18 protein-coding genes and 1 riboswitch are annotated in these 15,077 nt (G+C 48.6%); of the genes, 12 read left to right on the top strand and 6 right to left on the bottom strand.

Features of this window, described 5'->3' with window-relative positions:
• From glmS to KNO75_RS10390, 11 genes are all read left to right on the top strand, one after another.
• Nucleotides 1-1,074, top strand: a 1,074-nt coding sequence (gene glmS / locus KNO75_RS10440) for a glutamine--fructose-6-phosphate transaminase (isomerizing) (protein WP_214821640.1), incomplete at its 5' end; no start/stop codon positions are given.
• Nucleotides 1,075-1,213: 139 nt separating this feature from the next.
• A complete protein-coding gene (locus KNO75_RS10435) occupies nt 1,214-1,777 on the top strand; it encodes a YdhK family protein (protein WP_214821638.1) in 564 nt (187 codons plus the stop codon).
• Between the two features lie 114 nt (nt 1,778-1,891).
• The gene (locus tag KNO75_RS10430; protein ID WP_214785829.1) at nt 1,892-2,371 is read left to right on the top strand and encodes a DUF2975 domain-containing protein; all 480 of its coding nucleotides are present in this window, start codon (nt 1,892-1,894) and stop codon (nt 2,369-2,371) included.
• A gap of 10 nt (nt 2,372-2,381) precedes the next feature.
• A complete protein-coding gene (locus tag KNO75_RS10425; protein WP_214785831.1) occupies nt 2,382-2,600 on the top strand; it encodes a helix-turn-helix domain-containing protein in 219 nt (72 codons plus the stop codon).
• Between the two features lie 85 nt (nt 2,601-2,685).
• Nucleotides 2,686-3,372, top strand: coding sequence for a DUF975 family protein (locus tag KNO75_RS10420; protein WP_214821635.1), 687 nt, complete (start codon nt 2,686-2,688; stop codon nt 3,370-3,372).
• Nucleotides 3,373-3,441: 69 nt separating this feature from the next.
• Nucleotides 3,442-4,383, top strand: a complete 942-nt coding sequence (locus KNO75_RS10415; RefSeq protein WP_214821633.1) for an NAD(P)/FAD-dependent oxidoreductase — start codon at nt 3,442-3,444, stop codon at nt 4,381-4,383.
• 70 nt (nt 4,384-4,453) lie between these two features.
• The gene (locus KNO75_RS10410) at nt 4,454-4,927 is read left to right on the top strand and encodes a YfbM family protein (RefSeq protein ID WP_214821628.1); all 474 of its coding nucleotides are present in this window, start codon (nt 4,454-4,456) and stop codon (nt 4,925-4,927) included.
• Nucleotides 4,928-5,037: 110 nt separating this feature from the next.
• Nucleotides 5,038-5,481, top strand: coding sequence for a MarR family winged helix-turn-helix transcriptional regulator (locus tag KNO75_RS10405; protein WP_214792367.1), 444 nt, complete (start codon nt 5,038-5,040; stop codon nt 5,479-5,481).
• Between the two features lie 3 nt (nt 5,482-5,484).
• Nucleotides 5,485-8,139 carry an MMPL family transporter gene (locus KNO75_RS10400; protein ID WP_214792369.1) on the top strand — a complete coding sequence of 885 codons (2,655 nt, stop codon included), beginning with the start codon at nt 5,485-5,487 and terminating at the stop codon, nt 8,137-8,139.
• A gap of 103 nt (nt 8,140-8,242) precedes the next feature.
• On the top strand, nt 8,243-8,527 hold the full coding sequence (locus KNO75_RS10395; protein ID WP_214821626.1) for a putative quinol monooxygenase: 285 nt from the start codon (nt 8,243-8,245) through the stop codon (nt 8,525-8,527).
• A gap of 14 nt (nt 8,528-8,541) precedes the next feature.
• Nucleotides 8,542-9,426, top strand: coding sequence for a VOC family protein (locus KNO75_RS10390; RefSeq protein WP_214821624.1), 885 nt, complete (start codon nt 8,542-8,544; stop codon nt 9,424-9,426).
• 35 nt (nt 9,427-9,461) lie between these two features.
• Here KNO75_RS10390 and KNO75_RS10385 read toward each other — a convergent pair whose 3' ends face one another.
• From KNO75_RS10385 to KNO75_RS10375, 3 genes are all read right to left on the bottom strand, one after another.
• Nucleotides 9,462-11,279, bottom strand: coding sequence for an LTA synthase family protein (locus KNO75_RS10385; protein ID WP_214821622.1), 1,818 nt, complete (start codon nt 11,277-11,279; stop codon nt 9,462-9,464).
• An 88-nt stretch (nt 11,280-11,367) separates the two neighbouring features.
• Nucleotides 11,368-11,766, bottom strand: a complete 399-nt coding sequence (locus tag KNO75_RS10380; RefSeq protein ID WP_214816130.1) for a VOC family protein — start codon at nt 11,764-11,766, stop codon at nt 11,368-11,370.
• Nucleotides 11,766-12,188: a VOC family protein gene (locus KNO75_RS10375; RefSeq protein WP_214816133.1), complete on the bottom strand. Its 423-nt coding sequence runs from the start codon at nt 12,186-12,188 to the stop codon at nt 11,766-11,768. Before KNO75_RS10375 ends, KNO75_RS10380 begins: the two co-directional genes overlap by 1 nt.
• Nucleotides 12,189-12,306: 118 nt before the next feature.
• Between KNO75_RS10375 and KNO75_RS10370 the strand changes: the two genes are divergently transcribed.
• Nucleotides 12,307-12,783 (top strand): GNAT family N-acetyltransferase, encoded by a 477-nt coding sequence (locus KNO75_RS10370; RefSeq protein WP_214821620.1) that lies wholly within the window; start codon nt 12,307-12,309, stop codon nt 12,781-12,783.
• A gap of 29 nt (nt 12,784-12,812) precedes the next feature.
• Here the strand turns inward: KNO75_RS10370 and thiW are convergent, their stop codons facing one another.
• The 3 genes from thiW to KNO75_RS10355 all read right to left on the bottom strand — a co-directional run bounded on the left by thiW (nt 12,813) and on the right by KNO75_RS10355 (nt 15,010).
• Complete coding sequence (thiW, locus tag KNO75_RS10365; RefSeq protein ID WP_214821613.1) at nt 12,813-13,298, bottom strand: energy coupling factor transporter S component ThiW; 486 nt, start codon at nt 13,296-13,298, stop codon at nt 12,813-12,815.
• Nucleotides 13,299-13,364: 66 nt separating this feature from the next.
• Nucleotides 13,365-13,464, bottom strand: a riboswitch (TPP riboswitch).
• Between the two features lie 39 nt (nt 13,465-13,503).
• A complete protein-coding gene (locus tag KNO75_RS10360) occupies nt 13,504-14,244 on the bottom strand; it encodes a hypothetical protein (RefSeq protein ID WP_214821611.1) in 741 nt (246 codons plus the stop codon).
• 73 nt (nt 14,245-14,317) lie between these two features.
• On the bottom strand, nt 14,318-15,010 hold the full coding sequence (locus KNO75_RS10355) for a hypothetical protein (protein ID WP_214821609.1): 693 nt from the start codon (nt 15,008-15,010) through the stop codon (nt 14,318-14,320).
• Nucleotides 15,011-15,077 lie beyond the last annotated feature (67 nt).

The raw sequence follows: 15,077 nt of genomic DNA, 5'->3' as shown, positions 1-15,077 counted from the left end.
GAGAAGGGCACGTACGCGCACTACATGTTGAAGGAGATGGACGAGCAACCGGCCGTCATCCGCAACATCATCCAGCACTACCAGAACGAGAACGGCGACATCGAACTCACAGAAGGCGTGCGCGAGCTCGTCTCGGAAGCGGACCGTGTCTATATCGTTGCGTGTGGAACAAGTTACCACGCTGGTCTTGTTGGGAAACAATTGATCGAGCGCGTCGCAGGTGTACCGACTGAAGTACACGTCGCGTCAGAGTTCGGTTACAACATGCCACTTTTGACAGAAAAGCCACTCTTCCTCTTCATCTCACAATCAGGTGAGACAGCGGACAGCCGTGCCGTGCTCGTTGAAGTGAAAAAGCTTGGCCATAAAGCGCTCACGTTAACAAACGTAGCAGGATCGACATTGTCGCGCGAAGCGAACGAAACGATGCTCCTCCATGCCGGACCGGAGATCGCGGTCGCTTCGACGAAAGCGTACACGGCTCAGATTGCCGTCCTCGCGATTCTCGCATACGACATCGCTCGTGCGAACGGGAAGAAACTTCCGTTTGATTTGATGCAAGAGCTCGCACTCGTTGCGACAACGATGGATTCGATCATGGCACAAAAAGAAATCTTTGAAGAGCTTGCTGATAAGTTCTTGAAAGAATCACGTAACGCGTTCTTCCTCGGACGTGGATTGGATTCATATGTTGGTCTTGAAGGCGCATTGAAGCTAAAAGAGATCTCATATATCCAAGCGGAAGGCTACCCAGGTGGGGAGCTCAAACACGGTCCGATCGCGTTGATCGAAGATGGGACACCGGTTATCACGCTCGTGTCTCAACCGAACACACACCTCAACATTCGCGGAAACATCAAAGAAGTTGTGGCGCGTGGTGCAGTAGCATGTACGATTTCAATGGAAGGAATGGAACACGAAAACGACGCATTCGTTCTTCCACGTGTTGAACCACTTCTCACGCCACTCGTGACGGTTCTTCCACTTCAACTCATCTCGTACTATGCGGCACTTGCCCGTGACTGTGATGTCGACAAGCCACGTAACTTGGCGAAGTCTGTAACGGTTGAATAATGTTTAAGACCAAAATCTTTCGGGATTTTGGTCTTTTTTGTTGCAATGCGTTAACAAATCATCGGAATGCTCTCAAAAACGTCTGTCCATTCTTAGGAATGGGTACACTCAACGTGAGTATGAATAAAGGAGAGATTCGATGAAACAGAAAAAATGGATGACGGGTTTAGGTGTCATCGTACTCGCTACATCGTTAGCCGCATGTGGGGATACGGCAGATGATCCATCGATGGAGATGTCAGAAGAACAAAGCATGGACCATTCGGCAATGGATCACTCGGGATCTGGAGAAGTACCAGAAGGTTTGATGGAAGCAAGTGATCCGACGTATCCAGTCGGGTCAACCGCGATGATGACAGCGGATCACATGCCAGGGATGGAAGGTGTGGAGGCCACGATTGTCGGTGCGTATGATACAACCGTCTACGCAGTCAGTTATACACCGACAACAGGCGGTGATCCTGTAGAGAATCACAAATGGGTGATTCATGAAGAACTTGAGAATCCGGGTGACGCACCGTTGGCAGAAAACGAAAAAGTCGTATTGACCGCTGACCATATGGATGGGATGAGCGGAGCGGAGGCGACAATTGATACCGCCATCGATGCGACCGTTTATATGGTTGATTACACGACGGAAGATGGAGAAGAGGTCACAAACCATAAATGGGTGACCGAGAGTGAACTAGAAGCGATGAAATAAGTGAAGTAGACCTCAAGAGATACTTGGGGTCTATTTTTTTCGATAAATATTTATTGATAAACGATAAAAAACGACGTATGATGTAGAAAATGAAATGATTGGGGTGTGTGACAAGTGAAACGAGAAACCGTCTTTTTAAAACTATCGGTGATTGTCTTAGCCCTCCCGATTCTTGCGGCATGTATCTTTTTATTGCCATTTCTTTGGCGAGAAGCGACAGAGAGTGGGGGATGGATTGCGAATTCGATGCGTCCGATTATTGGGGGTATGTATGTGGCGGCAATCCCTTACTTCATAGCGTTATTCAAAACGTTCAACTTATTGGGGTTGATTGACCGGAATGAGGCATTCTCTTATCGCGCGGTGAAATCACTTCGCGTCATCAAATATTGTGCCCTTGTCATCACAATCATCTATATAGCGACGCTTCCATTCTTCTATTGGTTTGCCGAACGTGACGATTCGCCAGGATTTTTGGTCATCGGATTCGTGTTGGTGTTCGCCGCATTTGTCATTGCCGTCTTTGCTGAGCTGTTACAGAAATTATTGAAGCGGGCCATCGACATGAAACAAGAAATTGATTTGACGGTCTGAGGTGAGAGAGATGACAATCATTGTGAATTTAGACGTGATGTTGGCGAAACGAAAAATGAGCGTGACGGAGCTGTCGGAACGGGTCGGGATCACCATGGCAAACTTGTCGATTTTGAAGAATGGCAAAGCGAAAGCGATTCGTTTCTCGACACTCGAAGCGATTTGTGAAGCACTCGACTGTCAGCCTGGGGACATATTAGAATATCGAGCGGATGAACGAGCAGAGTGAACCCTCTGCTTTTTTCATGAAATTGAAACGTATTCCATCCATGTTGCGTATATAAGATAAATCATTCAAGGGGAGATTAGAAAAAATGGTTCAAACATGGACAGAACGGACGCACGAAGCAATCAATGGGAAGCGGGGTAGACTGTTAGCCTGGTCGCTTCTCTGTGCCGTGATCTTAGAGTTTAGCGCATTGCTCGACCCGACATTGTACGGGGCGAAAGCTGATTCGTTACAGGCGATTGTATTCTTTTTAAGTACAATCGTCGTATCCTTCATACTGTACCCCATCATCATCGGTTATCACTGGGTCATCCTTTCGATTATTCGCGGACAAGACGCGCAGTTTCGTGAGGTGTTTCGACCGATGAAAGAACGATTTGGTAAGCATGTGACGGCTGTCATGCTACTAGCCATCTTCCAGACGTTATGGACACTATTGTTCATTGTTCCGGGAATCATGAAGTTTTTCTCCTACGCGTTCACGTACTTTATTTTGCGAGATGAGCCAGAGCTATCAGTAAGAGAATCAATCACGAAGTCACGCGCGTTGATGCATGGTCAGAAGTGGGAGGCATTCAAACTGATTTTGCCGTTCATCCCGATTTATTTGATTGGCTTCACGTTATTTATGGTCGTGAATTCGGTTTTACTTGCCGCATTCTCCTTATCAATCGCGACGATTCTCATTCGCCCATTCGTCGTTGCACGTTTCGCTGTCATGTATGAAGACTCGCGTCGGACGTACGACGAACAATGGAACCAGCCAGCTTGAAGCATATCAAATAGAGGTTGAAAGGAAAGGGCATGCTACAATCTTCATGAAGAGAAAGGGGAATGCTGAATGAAGATTGGAATCATTGGGGCTGGTCTGAGCGGAATTATCGCAGCGCGTGAACTCGTACGTCGAGGTCATACCGTTGAATTGATCGAAAAGAGCCAAAGCGTCGGGGGACGTTTGGCGACACGTCGAATCGGTGACGGACAAGCAGATCACGGGGCCGTCTATTTCACTGTACGTGGGGAAGCGCTCGAACGAGAGGTACAGTCATGGATGAGTGCGGACTGGGTGCGTGTCTGGTATGCCGATCCTTATCCGCGATATGTTGCGACAGATGGGATGAACGGACTCGCCAAACATCTTGCTGAAGGGTTGACTGTTCATTTGAATGAATATGTGGAGCACGTTCGCATGGAGAAGGATGGCGCCGTTATCGTGAAGACGGACGTGACAGAACGTTCATACGAAAGAATCGTCATGACGGCACCGCTTCCGCAATCGTTCGAAAGACTCGGAAGTTTGGTTGACCAGATTGAACCCTCACTCCGGCGTCTCGTGTATGCGCCGACGTTTGTCGGTCTCTTTGAATGCACAGGTGATGTACAGATTGGGGCAGATGGGATTCTCGATCAAGACCTGACGCCAGGCGTATTGAAAGTAATCAATAATCGCCAAAAAGGAATCTCTACGACCTCACTCATCAGCGTCTATATGGAAGAGACGTGGAGTGAGGAGTGGTATGAGCGACCGGAAGCGGAGACGCTTGCAGAGATTGAGCGGTTAGTGCGTGAGGAAGTCGGAGACCTCAGCATCGAATCACGGCAGTTGAAACGGTGGCGCTATGCGCAGGCGAAAGACGTGTGGCATGAACCGTTTTACCAGGTAAGCCACCATCCCATCTATTTGGCCGGCGATATTTTTCTTGAAGCGGATGATCCATCCGGACGTACACGATTTGAGAGTGCCTATTTGTCTGGATTACGTGTCGCTGAAGCAATCGTTTAAACCTTCTACGGAAGGTTTTTTCGTTTTGGTGACGAATAGACAGACAAACGAACTGGAGAGGGGCATTCATATGGGAATGATTGGAACTTATCTGCGAGTAACAGATGATGAGTTGGCGCGGCTACTCGATGAACCTGATTATTTTGAGGAATTGCTCGAGTATGAAGAACGACAAGCGGATATCGATAAAGCGTGGCATGGACTTTACTTTTTGCTGACCGGAGAAGCGGACTTGGACGACATTGCTCGTCACTTACTGGGCAGAACGATTTTCGGAGGAATTGTAATCGAGGAGGAAACAGGAACGACCTATTTGACATCGTCAGAGGTGAAAGACTTATCGACCCGTCTTCAATATATCGAACGAGATGCCCTTGAATCACGTTATGACATGACGAGGATGAATGAGCAGGAACTGTATCCGTTCGAGAGAGGATGGGGAAGTGAGGAAAAACAATACTTGCTTGAACAGTTCGAGGAATTAAAAACGATTTTTTCATCTGCGTCACAAAAACAAGAAGGGCTGATCACGTGGATTGGATAAAATACGACTGATGTGTTGCGCCGATAGGGTTCCCTAATCGGTCTTTTTATTTGACGTTATTTAGTTTAGGGCATAAACTATAACCATCTAGTTTAGGGGGTAAACTAAAAATGAAAGCATTGATGCGTGAAGCGGTGCAGTTGTTTGAAGAAGTGATGTTCCATGGGACGGAGCATGTCATCGAAGCGATGGAAGGGGACGTATGGCGAGAGTATTCGCGCGAACAGCTCCAACTATTGAAGTTACTCGATCAATTTGGGCCCACTCCTGCTGGGCAACTTGCGCAAAAACAAGGCGTCCACAAAAGCGCGGTCTCGAATCGCCTGAAAAAGTTGGTCGAAAAAGGACTTGTCACGAGTCGGCGAGGACAAGACCAACGCGAACGATTGATTGAATTGACCCCGGATGGAAAGCGGCTCGTCGAAGAAGTGGACGGTGCCGTCTATCGATATGTGGAATCCCTCATCGATGGAGAAGTAGACGAAATTGAAATTGAGCAGTTTGTTCGGACGTTCCGAAAAATAAAACAATTGCTCCGAATTGGGGAGGAATAACACGTGCATAAAATCATTCAATGGCGTTGGGGCATCTTCATTTCCCTCATCGTATTGACGGCAGCCCTGTTTGTCGCGGCGCCGAACTTAACGAAGCAAGCAGAAGAAGCAGGTAGTTTCCAACTTGCAGACGATATGGACTCACAGCGGGCACAAGCGATTTTAGATGAAGCCGGGAAGAGTGACAAAACCATTTCCCTCGTCTACGAGTTCGAGTCGATTGGTGAAGCAGAGCGAACCGATGTCGCTCGTGTCATCGAAGAGCTTAGACAGAGTGAAACGGTCGTGACCGATGTTCTCGATCCGTTTGAAAGTGAGGAGACAGAGGCTCAGCTCGTCTCAGAAGACGGACAGATTGTCCTCGTTCCGATCACGGTCGAAGGTACGACAGAAGAAATCAATGCGTTTGCCGATGACGTGCGGGAAAATGTGCTTCCTCAGGACGAGACGGTATATATCACAGGGGAAGAAATCATTAACAATGATGTGAACTTGAGTGCCCAAGAAGGATTGAAAAAGACGGAGATTATCACGGTCGTGTTGATCTTTGGGTTACTACTCCTCGTGTTCCGTTCAATTGTGACCCCATTCATCCCGCTCATTGCGGTCGGGTTTACGTATTTATTGAGTCAATCGTTCGTCGCGTTCTTCGTGGATTGGTTCGGATTCCCGGTATCGAATTATACACAAATATTCCTCGTGGCCATCTTGTTTGGGATTGGGACAGACTACTGTATCCTGCTTCTTAGCCGATATAAAGAAGAGCTGAGCGCGGGGCATTCGATTGAAGACGCAATCGTCAATACGTACAAGACGGCAGGACGGACGGTCCTCATCAGTGGGCTCGCCGTCTTCGTCGGATTTGCTGCCATCGGATTTGCTGACTTCCCGATCTTTAAATCGGCGGTCGCTGTCGCGGTCGGGATTGCGGTGTTGCTGTTGATTCTCTTCACAGTCGTTCCGTTCTTTATGGCGACACTCAAACAACGGCTGTTTTGGCCATCGAAAAAAGCGGGCGAGCATCATGACAGCAAGCTTTGGGCTGGATTGAGCCGATTGTCGGTTAATCGTCCGTTCGTCTCGATTTTAGTCGTCGGATTGATTACGGTGCCTGTCTTATTCACATATGACGATGCCCGTTCGTTCAATACGGTCGATGAGATTGGAGACGGGTACGATTCGGTACGTGGACTGAATTTGATTTCTGAAGGGTTCGGTCAAGGGGAATCCCTTCCGGTACAAGTCATTTTGAAACAAGATCAAGCCATTACAGAATCAGAAGTCCCATACATTGAAATGTTCGCAAGCGAGCTTGAAAAAGTAGATGGGGTGAGCGGGGTGCGTGCCCTCACACGTCCGACTGGCGAAGTCATCGATGATTTCTATGTAGACACGCAGCTCGGCGAACTCAGTGAAGGCTTGTCTGAAGCACAGACGGGTCTCGGTGATGTACAGGCCGGATTAGACGAAATCGAGCAGGGTCTGAACGCGGTCGTTGGACAGTTGCCAAGCGGTTCAACCAATGCCGGGGCACCGCTTGCAGAAGCAGCAGCGGGGCTAAATCAGTTAAATGGTCAACTTGGTTTGATTGGACAAGGATTGACAGCGACTCAAAACATTCCAGCTGCCGTCGGACAACTCGGTCAAGTATCGGCGGGTCTTACACAAATCGAATCGGGCATCAATGAAGCGGCGTCCGCATTAAATGCACAAGGTTCTCAAGTCGGTGAACTTGGTAACGGGTTATCACAACTCGCGACAGGTGTAGGTGAAGCGAACGATGGGCTAGGGCAAATCGAGTCCGGTCTTGGCGAGGCGGTTTCGTTCTTACAACAGCTGAGTGAAGCAGATTCACTTCGTGAGACGGGTGTCTATCTTCCGGAGGGGACGCTCACGTCAGATGCGTTCTCACCTGCCGTCGAACGCTACTTCTTTGATGAAGAGACAGCGACTCAGCTCGAAGTCGTACTCGAGATGGATCCTTATTCACCAGAAGCGATTGATGTCGTCGAGACAATTAAAGAGACGATGGATCGTGCTGTCACGGGGACGCCGTATGCAGATGCGACCATCGGGTATGCGGGTATCTCAAGCATCAACAGCGATTTGAATGAGACGTCAACGAACGATTTCAATCGAACGGTAGCCATCATGCTCGTGACGTTATTCATCGTCTTGACGGCATTGTTCCGCTCGATGATCATGCCACTCTATATGATTGCTTCGCTTCTCTTGACGTATTATACGTCGGCGGCGATTACGGAGCTGATCTTTGTAGAAGGACTTGGCTATGACGGAATTAGCTGGGCCGTTCCGTTCTTTGGATTTGTCATGTTGATCGCTCTTGGGATCGACTATTCGATTTTCCTTTTAGATCGATTCCGAGAAGAAACAATCAATGGGAAGACGGTACGTGATGCACTCATCTATTCGATGACGAAGATGGGTACCGTGATTATGACCGCCGCGGTCATCCTCGCCGGGACGTTCGGCGCCATGATTCCATCAGGCGTGCTCAGTCTCGTCCAGATTGCGACGATTGTCATCACTGGTTTACTATTGTACGGATTGATTGTGTTACCACTCTTGATTCCAGCCATTACGATTTCATTTGGCGATGGTGTCTGGTGGCCATTCCGACAAAAGAAAAAGTCTTAAGTAGAAGCGGATGTCTCGTATAATGAGATATCCGTTTTTTGGGATAGAATGTGGTGGATTCGGGAACAGAAAGGCAGGTCGATCATCTAAGGAGGAATACTGTATGGAAATCGTCATTACTGCAATCTTGAAAGCCCATCTCGGAAAAGAAGAGGCGTTACGTGATGCGTTGCATCGTGTGATTCCACCATCGAGAGCGGAAGAAGGATGTCTCGCTTACGTTCTTCACGAAGCAATCGATGCACCGGGAACGTTTGTTTTTTATGAGAAGTATAAAGACGAAGAGGCGCTCGATCACCACATCCATTCGTCGCACTATCAGGCATATCGTGATGAGGCCGGGGAGCTTCTTGCTGAGCGTGATGTCTATCGTTTGCATGAAGTCTGAAAGGAGACTTTCTCATGATTACGCAACCCGTGATTCCGTGTATTTGGTTTGAACAGGACGTTGAAGAGATTGCCGAGTGGTATGTATCCATCTTTCCAGATTCATTTGTCGACTATACGACAAGATTTTCAAGTTCACCCGCAGGCGAGACGACGATTGTGACGCTATCGCTTGCTGGACAATTCTTTCAGTTGCTTGGGGGAGGGACGGCGCAAGAGCGGAATCCATCCATTTCCTACATGGTGTCGCTTCCGACGACGGAAGAAATCAATGCGTTGTGGGAACGATTATCTGACGGAGCGGATATCTTGATTCCATTAAACACGTACGACTTCAGTCAGCGTTATGGGTGGTTGCAGGACCGCTACGGGGTTTCTTGGCAAATCATGCATGATGGCGGGATGGACATTCAGCTCGTGACGCCATGCTTATTGTTTGTCAAAGAAGCGTTCGGTCGCGCCGAAGCGGCGATGAACGATTGGATTTCCATTTTCAAAGATTCATATGTACTGGACGGACACACCGTACGATATACGGAGGAAGACGGCGACGAGCTCGACGGGAAAATCAACTATGCCCGCTTCGTCTTGTCTGGTCGAGAATTTGTTGTGATGGACAGTAATGAAAATCATATGTTTTCATTTAACGAAACACAGTCGCTCATCGCTTTTTGTGAGACACAAGACGAAGTCGATGCGTATTGGGAACAGTTATCGGCTGTACCGGAAGCAGAGGAGTGTGGGTGGCTGAAAGATCGCTATGGCGTCTCGTGGCAAATCATTCCGTGGGAAATGGAAGAGATGATGACGGTCGGGTCGCAAGAGCAGATTGAACAGGTCGTACAGGCATGTCTGCCCATGAAAAAGCTCGATATCGCAACATTGCGTCAAGCATACTAAACAAAGCTCCCGAGACAAATAGCTCGGGAGCTTGTTCATGGGTTCATTTGCGAGAGTGCGTCCTTCTCGATGATGGTATCTGAGAGACGGAGCTGGCTGGCCGCACGATCGATGTAAGGAGCGCATCGCTCGAATGCGACCGGTTTTTCTGTCTCGACGGAGTAGCATGTGCCGCTACCAGAACGTTTGGTCAAGTCTGGTTCATAGTAATGGTCTTCGTATCGGAAAGCGCCCGTCCGAAATACGGTCAGATTCGGCGTATCATTCAAGAGGGAGTCGCCAAGCATATACGCCGGAGAGATCCCAAGTAAATCGAGAATCGTCGGCGCGATATCAATTTGTCCACCGCTTGCCTCAATGACTTCTCCTGTCGTTAATCCAGACGGTTTGATGAAGAGAGGAACAGCACGGTCGAGTTGAAACGCGTCAACCGTCGAGTCTACTCCTTCGATGGTGGCCATTTCTTCTCCAGGTGCCGTCAGACCGCTATCGTGGTCACCATACATAACGAGAAGCGTCTCATCCCACAGCCCTTCTTCTTTCAATCGTTCGATGAACTGACCGACCGCCGCATCGACGAAATGGACGGTATGGTAATAGTTTTCGAGAAGCGGGTCGTCAATTTCTGACAGGTCCAATCGTTTCTCGTCCTCCGGAATGTCATACGGCGTATGACTCGTCAATGCGACTAAAAACGCATAGAACGGTTCATTCAACTCTTCCATAAATCCGACTGACGTATTCAAGAAATCTTGATCGTTGAGTGCCATCCCGATGATGCCTTGGTCGGGGTAGTCTTTGTCGCTAAAGAAATGATTGAATCCGATGTTGTCATAAAAATCATCTCGATTCCAAAAGTCTTTACGGAATGAGTGCATCGCTGCCGTATCGTAGCCCGCCTCGTTCAATGATTGAGAGAGCGCACTGAATTGATTTCCCGGGAAACGCGTGTAGACGGAACCGGATTTGACAGGATAGAGTGACGTGTTGACGATGAACTCCGCATCGGATGTCCGCCCCTCATGCGTCTGATGATACACGTTCGGGAAATAGAGCATGTCACGTCGCAATCGGTTCAAATTCGGAGTCAATTCCTGTCCGTTGATTTGTTGATCAATGACAGATGTTTGGAACGATTCGAGTTGTAAGACGATGACATTCGTATCCGGGCTCGGAGCACTTAATTCTTGATAAGAGAGTGCTTGGATTTGAGAACGCTCCTCGTCGGTCAGTCCCTCGTCCCATCCCATAGCGCGCTCGACACCTCGTGCGACATCCATCGCGTGATAGCCCCAAAAACCGAGATGATAATATTCACGCATATTGGAGATCGGGTCGTCTGCAATCCATTTTTCCCCGCGCTGATAACTGAGGGTGAGCGGAATCGTGAAAAGTAGAAATCCGAGTGTGAAGCCAACGACCGCCAATCGTCTTCCGTGCCGTTTCCTTTCATGGACAGGATGACGTTTCATATAACGTAAAATCAAACCGTAGATGATGAGATCGATGAAGAAGAGAGCGTCGATTGGGCGGATGAGCGTCAAGAAGCCTCCACCGACATCTCCCATCTGTCCAATGTCGGACAGTAAGGCGACGGATAATAAGTCCTCGAAATAGCGATAGTACCAGACGTCCGAGACGAGCAAAGTACTATGTAAAAACAAAGAAACGTATAAAATCCATCGGCGAATTGGGTAAGACACGGCGAGTGCCCAACTTGTCAGAAGCAAAATCGTCGCCAAATTGATGAGGAAAAACGAGAAGTCGAACGCCGTCGCGGTCAACCAGCTAAAGAAGAAGAGCTTTGCCAGAGAGAGTGACAAGTAGCTCCAATAATCGAGATATTTGATCATGAACAACACATCCTTTTCATACCCATTCCCGATGAGACGAGTGAGGGAAACGTGAAGATGTGTCCAACAAAAAAGAGGCACATCGGCCTCAGTTGATCAGAAACGTATCACGCAGTTCAATGATGGTTCCTTCAGGTGCTTTTAGTTTACTTAAATGTCCATCGACGACGAAGTAGATGTTCCCACCGTGCTTCGGCAAGAACGTGACACCGAGTTGTTCGAGTCGTGCGACTTCCGCTTCGAGGTCATCCACATAGAGTGCAAAATGGACGGGACCGGCCGCGTGTTTCGAATAGTCTTGTAACGCTTCATCGGCTTTGGCGGTCTGGAGCTCGATATAAAAATCACCGAGCTTGAGCCAACTATTGAAGTCACGCGTATGGAAGTTTGGTGACTCTTGGACGAGTTCAAAACCGAGCGCTTCGTAAAATGACTTCGATGCGGCATAATCTGGTGTTTGGATACAAATATGGTGAATTTGTTTCATCAGGACTTTCCTTTCGTTTGGAGGTCGTTCACTCGGTTGCGGTGGAACGGGGAAGTCACATCTTCCGAGATGAGACTGATCGTATGTCCATCCGGGTCTCGTACGTCAAAGTAAGACATGCCTCCGAAATCGTGAAGCGGTGTCGCGATCAATCCTGCTTGTTCGAACGATTGATACGTGAACTGAATGTCCTCACAGATGACGTTGAAATAGACATGGGCTTGTCCGGATGCATCTTTAAATGTTGCGGGTTGCGGTGACGAGGTCTGGATCAATCCAAGTTGAGTCGAACCGTCTGGCAGACAAATCCCTATTCCTCCTTCCCAGCGCCCGATTTCTTGGGCATGAAAATAAGTGGTATACCAGTTCAGGGACTGTTCGACATCTGATACGGGAATGAAGATACTTCCGATTCGAAACATATGATAACCTCCCTTTCTCTTATTAGTGTAGCGAATGCATGATCTCGAAGATACGGGGGAAGAAACTTTTTATGGGAGCTTGCGTATGGAAGAGAGAGAAAATCAATGAGGTGAATGTATGAAAGTAAATGAAATCACGATTCAACCGATTGATGCAGTCAATCGAGAGGCGGTCATCGCCCTGACAGTGGACGAGAAACAATCCCGATTCATCGAGACAAATTCCGAGTCGCTTCAAGAGATGGCTGAGGATACGAAATACAATTGGCGGAGCTATGCATTCTATGAAGGCGAGCGACCGGTTGGCTTCATGATGGTCGGAGCAGAAAACCAGACAGAACGTTATGTATGGCTCGACCGTTTCATGATTGGTCAACATGAACAGGGGAAAGGCGTTGGAACGAAGTGCCTACGCATGGCGGTGGACTGGATTCAGACAAAATATGATGTCGATGATATCATCCTGAGCCTCCATCAAGAGAATGAAGCTGCGAAACGATTTTATGCGAAGAACGGCTTTGTCGACAGCGGCTTAATCGATGAATGGAACGACGAAGCGATTTGGGTCTATCACACAAAAACCCGACCGTCATGAGTCGGTCGGGTTCTCGGATCAACAATTTGTTATTTGAGGACACTTGGTCGCAACTGTTTGACGCGCGACAAAACGAGCCAACCGAGAAGCGCTCCCGTCAAACTAGAAGCAAGGAACGCCGGCACGAAGAAGAAGGCGCCGAACGTTGAACCCATTAACAGTTTCGCGTACGGAACGGCAATCAACGAGGCGATGACACCAGTTCCGATGATTTCTCCGAGAGCGGCAGCATAGAGACGGTTCGTGCGAACGAAGAAGATGCCGGCAAGACACGCCCCAATCATGCCGCCAGGGAATGCGAGCAGTGACCCGGTCCCGGTCATGACGCGAATGAGTCCTGTGACGAAAGCGACGAGAACGGCTCCGACCGGACCGACGGTGACTGCTGCAATCACGTTCACCATGTGTTGAATCGGATAAGCGCGAGCGACACCTGTGGGAATCGAGATGAACATCGAGCCGACGACGGCGATGGCAACGAGCATTGCCATCCAAGTGAGTTGTTGAATACGCATGAATAGTCTCCTTTCAAAATAAAAACGCCACGTTTCCAGACGGAAAAATGGCGTGGATATACAGAGACGTATCCCAAGCCACTTCCCTACGCTGGTATGAGCCAGATCAGGTTCGAAGGGTCCGGCAACATGCCGTCTCAGCCCGAAGGCTCCCCTAGTGGTCGTTTATTGGTTTGAGTATAGCATAAATTGGAAGGGGACGGAATTACCCCTCATACTTGGCTAACAGGTCCTCATAGTCCTTCTCGTTCCAAAAGAGCGGTGAGATGGATTCGGGACCTTTTAAAATTTCTCCATCCTGATCATATACGATTGCATACCCGCCTTCGACATCAAATACGAATAAGTCGGCAGTGACTTCGGTCACGCCGTTGCCGGCGACGATCACATCATCAATTGGTTCCCGTGCGAGCTCGACGCCCGCTTCATCGAGTTCAACGAGGAGGGCTGACGTGTAGGCATGCCGGTCATAGACCGATTGGAATTCATCGTGTGTGAGGACGACATCGGTAGGTGGGGCACTTGTGCCGAATTTCCGATTCTCAATTTCTTCGACGTATTGAAGGAAGGACTTCTCTTGCCAAAAGAGTGGCGCCACGGACTCCGACCCGTTGATTAACGTCCCGTCCTGACTGTCGAATACCGTAGCGTACGTCCCGTCATCGAGTTTGAACGGATAAATATCCGCATATGTGTGCTCGAGACCGTTCCCGGCAATGATGACGCGTTCGAACGTCTCACGGAACGGTTTGATGCCTTGTTGCTCGAGCGCAGCAAGGAGCGGTTGTGTTTGTTCATATTGGTCATAGACGTCTTTAAAGTCTTCACGTGTCCATTCGGTGATGGGTTCATCGGGTGATTCGATTGGGATCGGATTGTCTGCCACCGTATCCGTACAACCTGTGAGTAAAAGTGCACTTAATCCGAACATCGCCCATCGTCTCATGATTTCATCCCCTTAACTGACATTTTCCACCATTTTATCATTCATGATGAAAAAGCAGAACCTGTGCACATTCTCACTCGGGGTGAGGACGTGTCGCGTAGTGATCGAGTGTGCTCTTGAAGTGGAGCGTATCTTCTTCAGAAATCGTCACGCCTGAGGAGGTACCGTAGCGAACCGCATGATAAATGGACGGGTTCATCGGTAAATCGATGCGTTGGAACCACTCTTGCAATGTCTCATGAGTACGCAATCGCTTGGCTGGTACGAGAGATTCGTTGAATGTGATCAGTGCATCGCGAATCGGGACGTTCGTTAACGCTGTGAGCGTCGAAACGGACGAAGCATTCTCGTGTTGTAGAGATTCGATAAGCGGGTCTGCGTTTGAATCAGCATGATCTCGTGCGCGCGCCAAACGTTGCTTCCGTTTCCGATAGATATAAAAGGACAGGCAACAAAGCGCAAGCAAAGCGACCCATAACCCGAGATTTCGTCGTATGTATTCTCCAGAGCCTGTCAATTTATCGAGTGGTTTTATTTTTCCTTTTTGGGGGTCCAATTTAAACGGGTAATCTGCTTTAGATTCATCCATTAAAAGCTTACTGTCTTCATCTGATATGAAATCCGTCGGAGGACTGTTATTTTCCTCGACCGGTATCGTTTCCGGATTATAGAGCCACTCGAATACACTCGTCGCAATCACCATCATCGTGAAGGTGACAATGAGAGTGGAGGCAATCATGAGAAAAAACTTGTTCGTCCAACGCAAGAGAACACCTCCTTTTTGAATGTTCAGACTATTTGTTGTTTATCTTACCATAAAAAGGTAAAGTTTG

This window comes from Exiguobacterium sp. s35 (assembly GCF_018617535.1).
Lineage (GTDB): Bacteria > Bacillota > Bacilli > Exiguobacteriales > Exiguobacteriaceae > Exiguobacterium > Exiguobacterium aestuarii.
This window is presented reverse-complemented; position numbering and strand designations above follow the sequence as displayed.

Excerpts from the sequence above, each read along its gene's own strand:
- KNO75_RS10435 (WP_214821638.1), top strand. The coding sequence starts at position 1,214 with ATGAAACAGAAAAAATGGATGACGGGTTTAGGTGTCATCGTACTCGCT.
- KNO75_RS10425 (WP_214785831.1), top strand. The coding sequence starts at position 2,382 with ATGACAATCATTGTGAATTTAGACGTGATGTTGGCGAAACGAAAAATG.
- KNO75_RS10420 (WP_214821635.1), top strand. The coding sequence starts at position 2,686 with ATGGTTCAAACATGGACAGAACGGACGCACGAAGCAATCAATGGGAAG.
- KNO75_RS10415 (WP_214821633.1), top strand. The coding sequence starts at position 3,442 with ATGAAGATTGGAATCATTGGGGCTGGTCTGAGCGGAATTATCGCAGCG.
- KNO75_RS10410 (WP_214821628.1), top strand. The coding sequence starts at position 4,454 with ATGGGAATGATTGGAACTTATCTGCGAGTAACAGATGATGAGTTGGCG.
- KNO75_RS10405 (WP_214792367.1), top strand. The coding sequence starts at position 5,038 with ATGAAAGCATTGATGCGTGAAGCGGTGCAGTTGTTTGAAGAAGTGATG.
- KNO75_RS10395 (WP_214821626.1), top strand. The coding sequence starts at position 8,243 with ATGGAAATCGTCATTACTGCAATCTTGAAAGCCCATCTCGGAAAAGAA.
- KNO75_RS10390 (WP_214821624.1), top strand. The coding sequence starts at position 8,542 with ATGATTACGCAACCCGTGATTCCGTGTATTTGGTTTGAACAGGACGTT.
- KNO75_RS10385 (WP_214821622.1), bottom strand. The coding sequence starts at position 11,279 with ATGATCAAATATCTCGATTATTGGAGCTACTTGTCACTCTCTCTGGCA.
- KNO75_RS10380 (WP_214816130.1), bottom strand. The coding sequence starts at position 11,766 with ATGAAACAAATTCACCATATTTGTATCCAAACACCAGATTATGCCGCA.
- KNO75_RS10375 (WP_214816133.1), bottom strand. The coding sequence starts at position 12,188 with ATGTTTCGAATCGGAAGTATCTTCATTCCCGTATCAGATGTCGAACAG.
- KNO75_RS10370 (WP_214821620.1), top strand. The coding sequence starts at position 12,307 with ATGAAAGTAAATGAAATCACGATTCAACCGATTGATGCAGTCAATCGA.
- thiW (WP_214821613.1), bottom strand. The coding sequence starts at position 13,298 with ATGCGTATTCAACAACTCACTTGGATGGCAATGCTCGTTGCCATCGCC.
- KNO75_RS10360 (WP_214821611.1), bottom strand. The coding sequence starts at position 14,244 with ATGAGACGATGGGCGATGTTCGGATTAAGTGCACTTTTACTCACAGGT.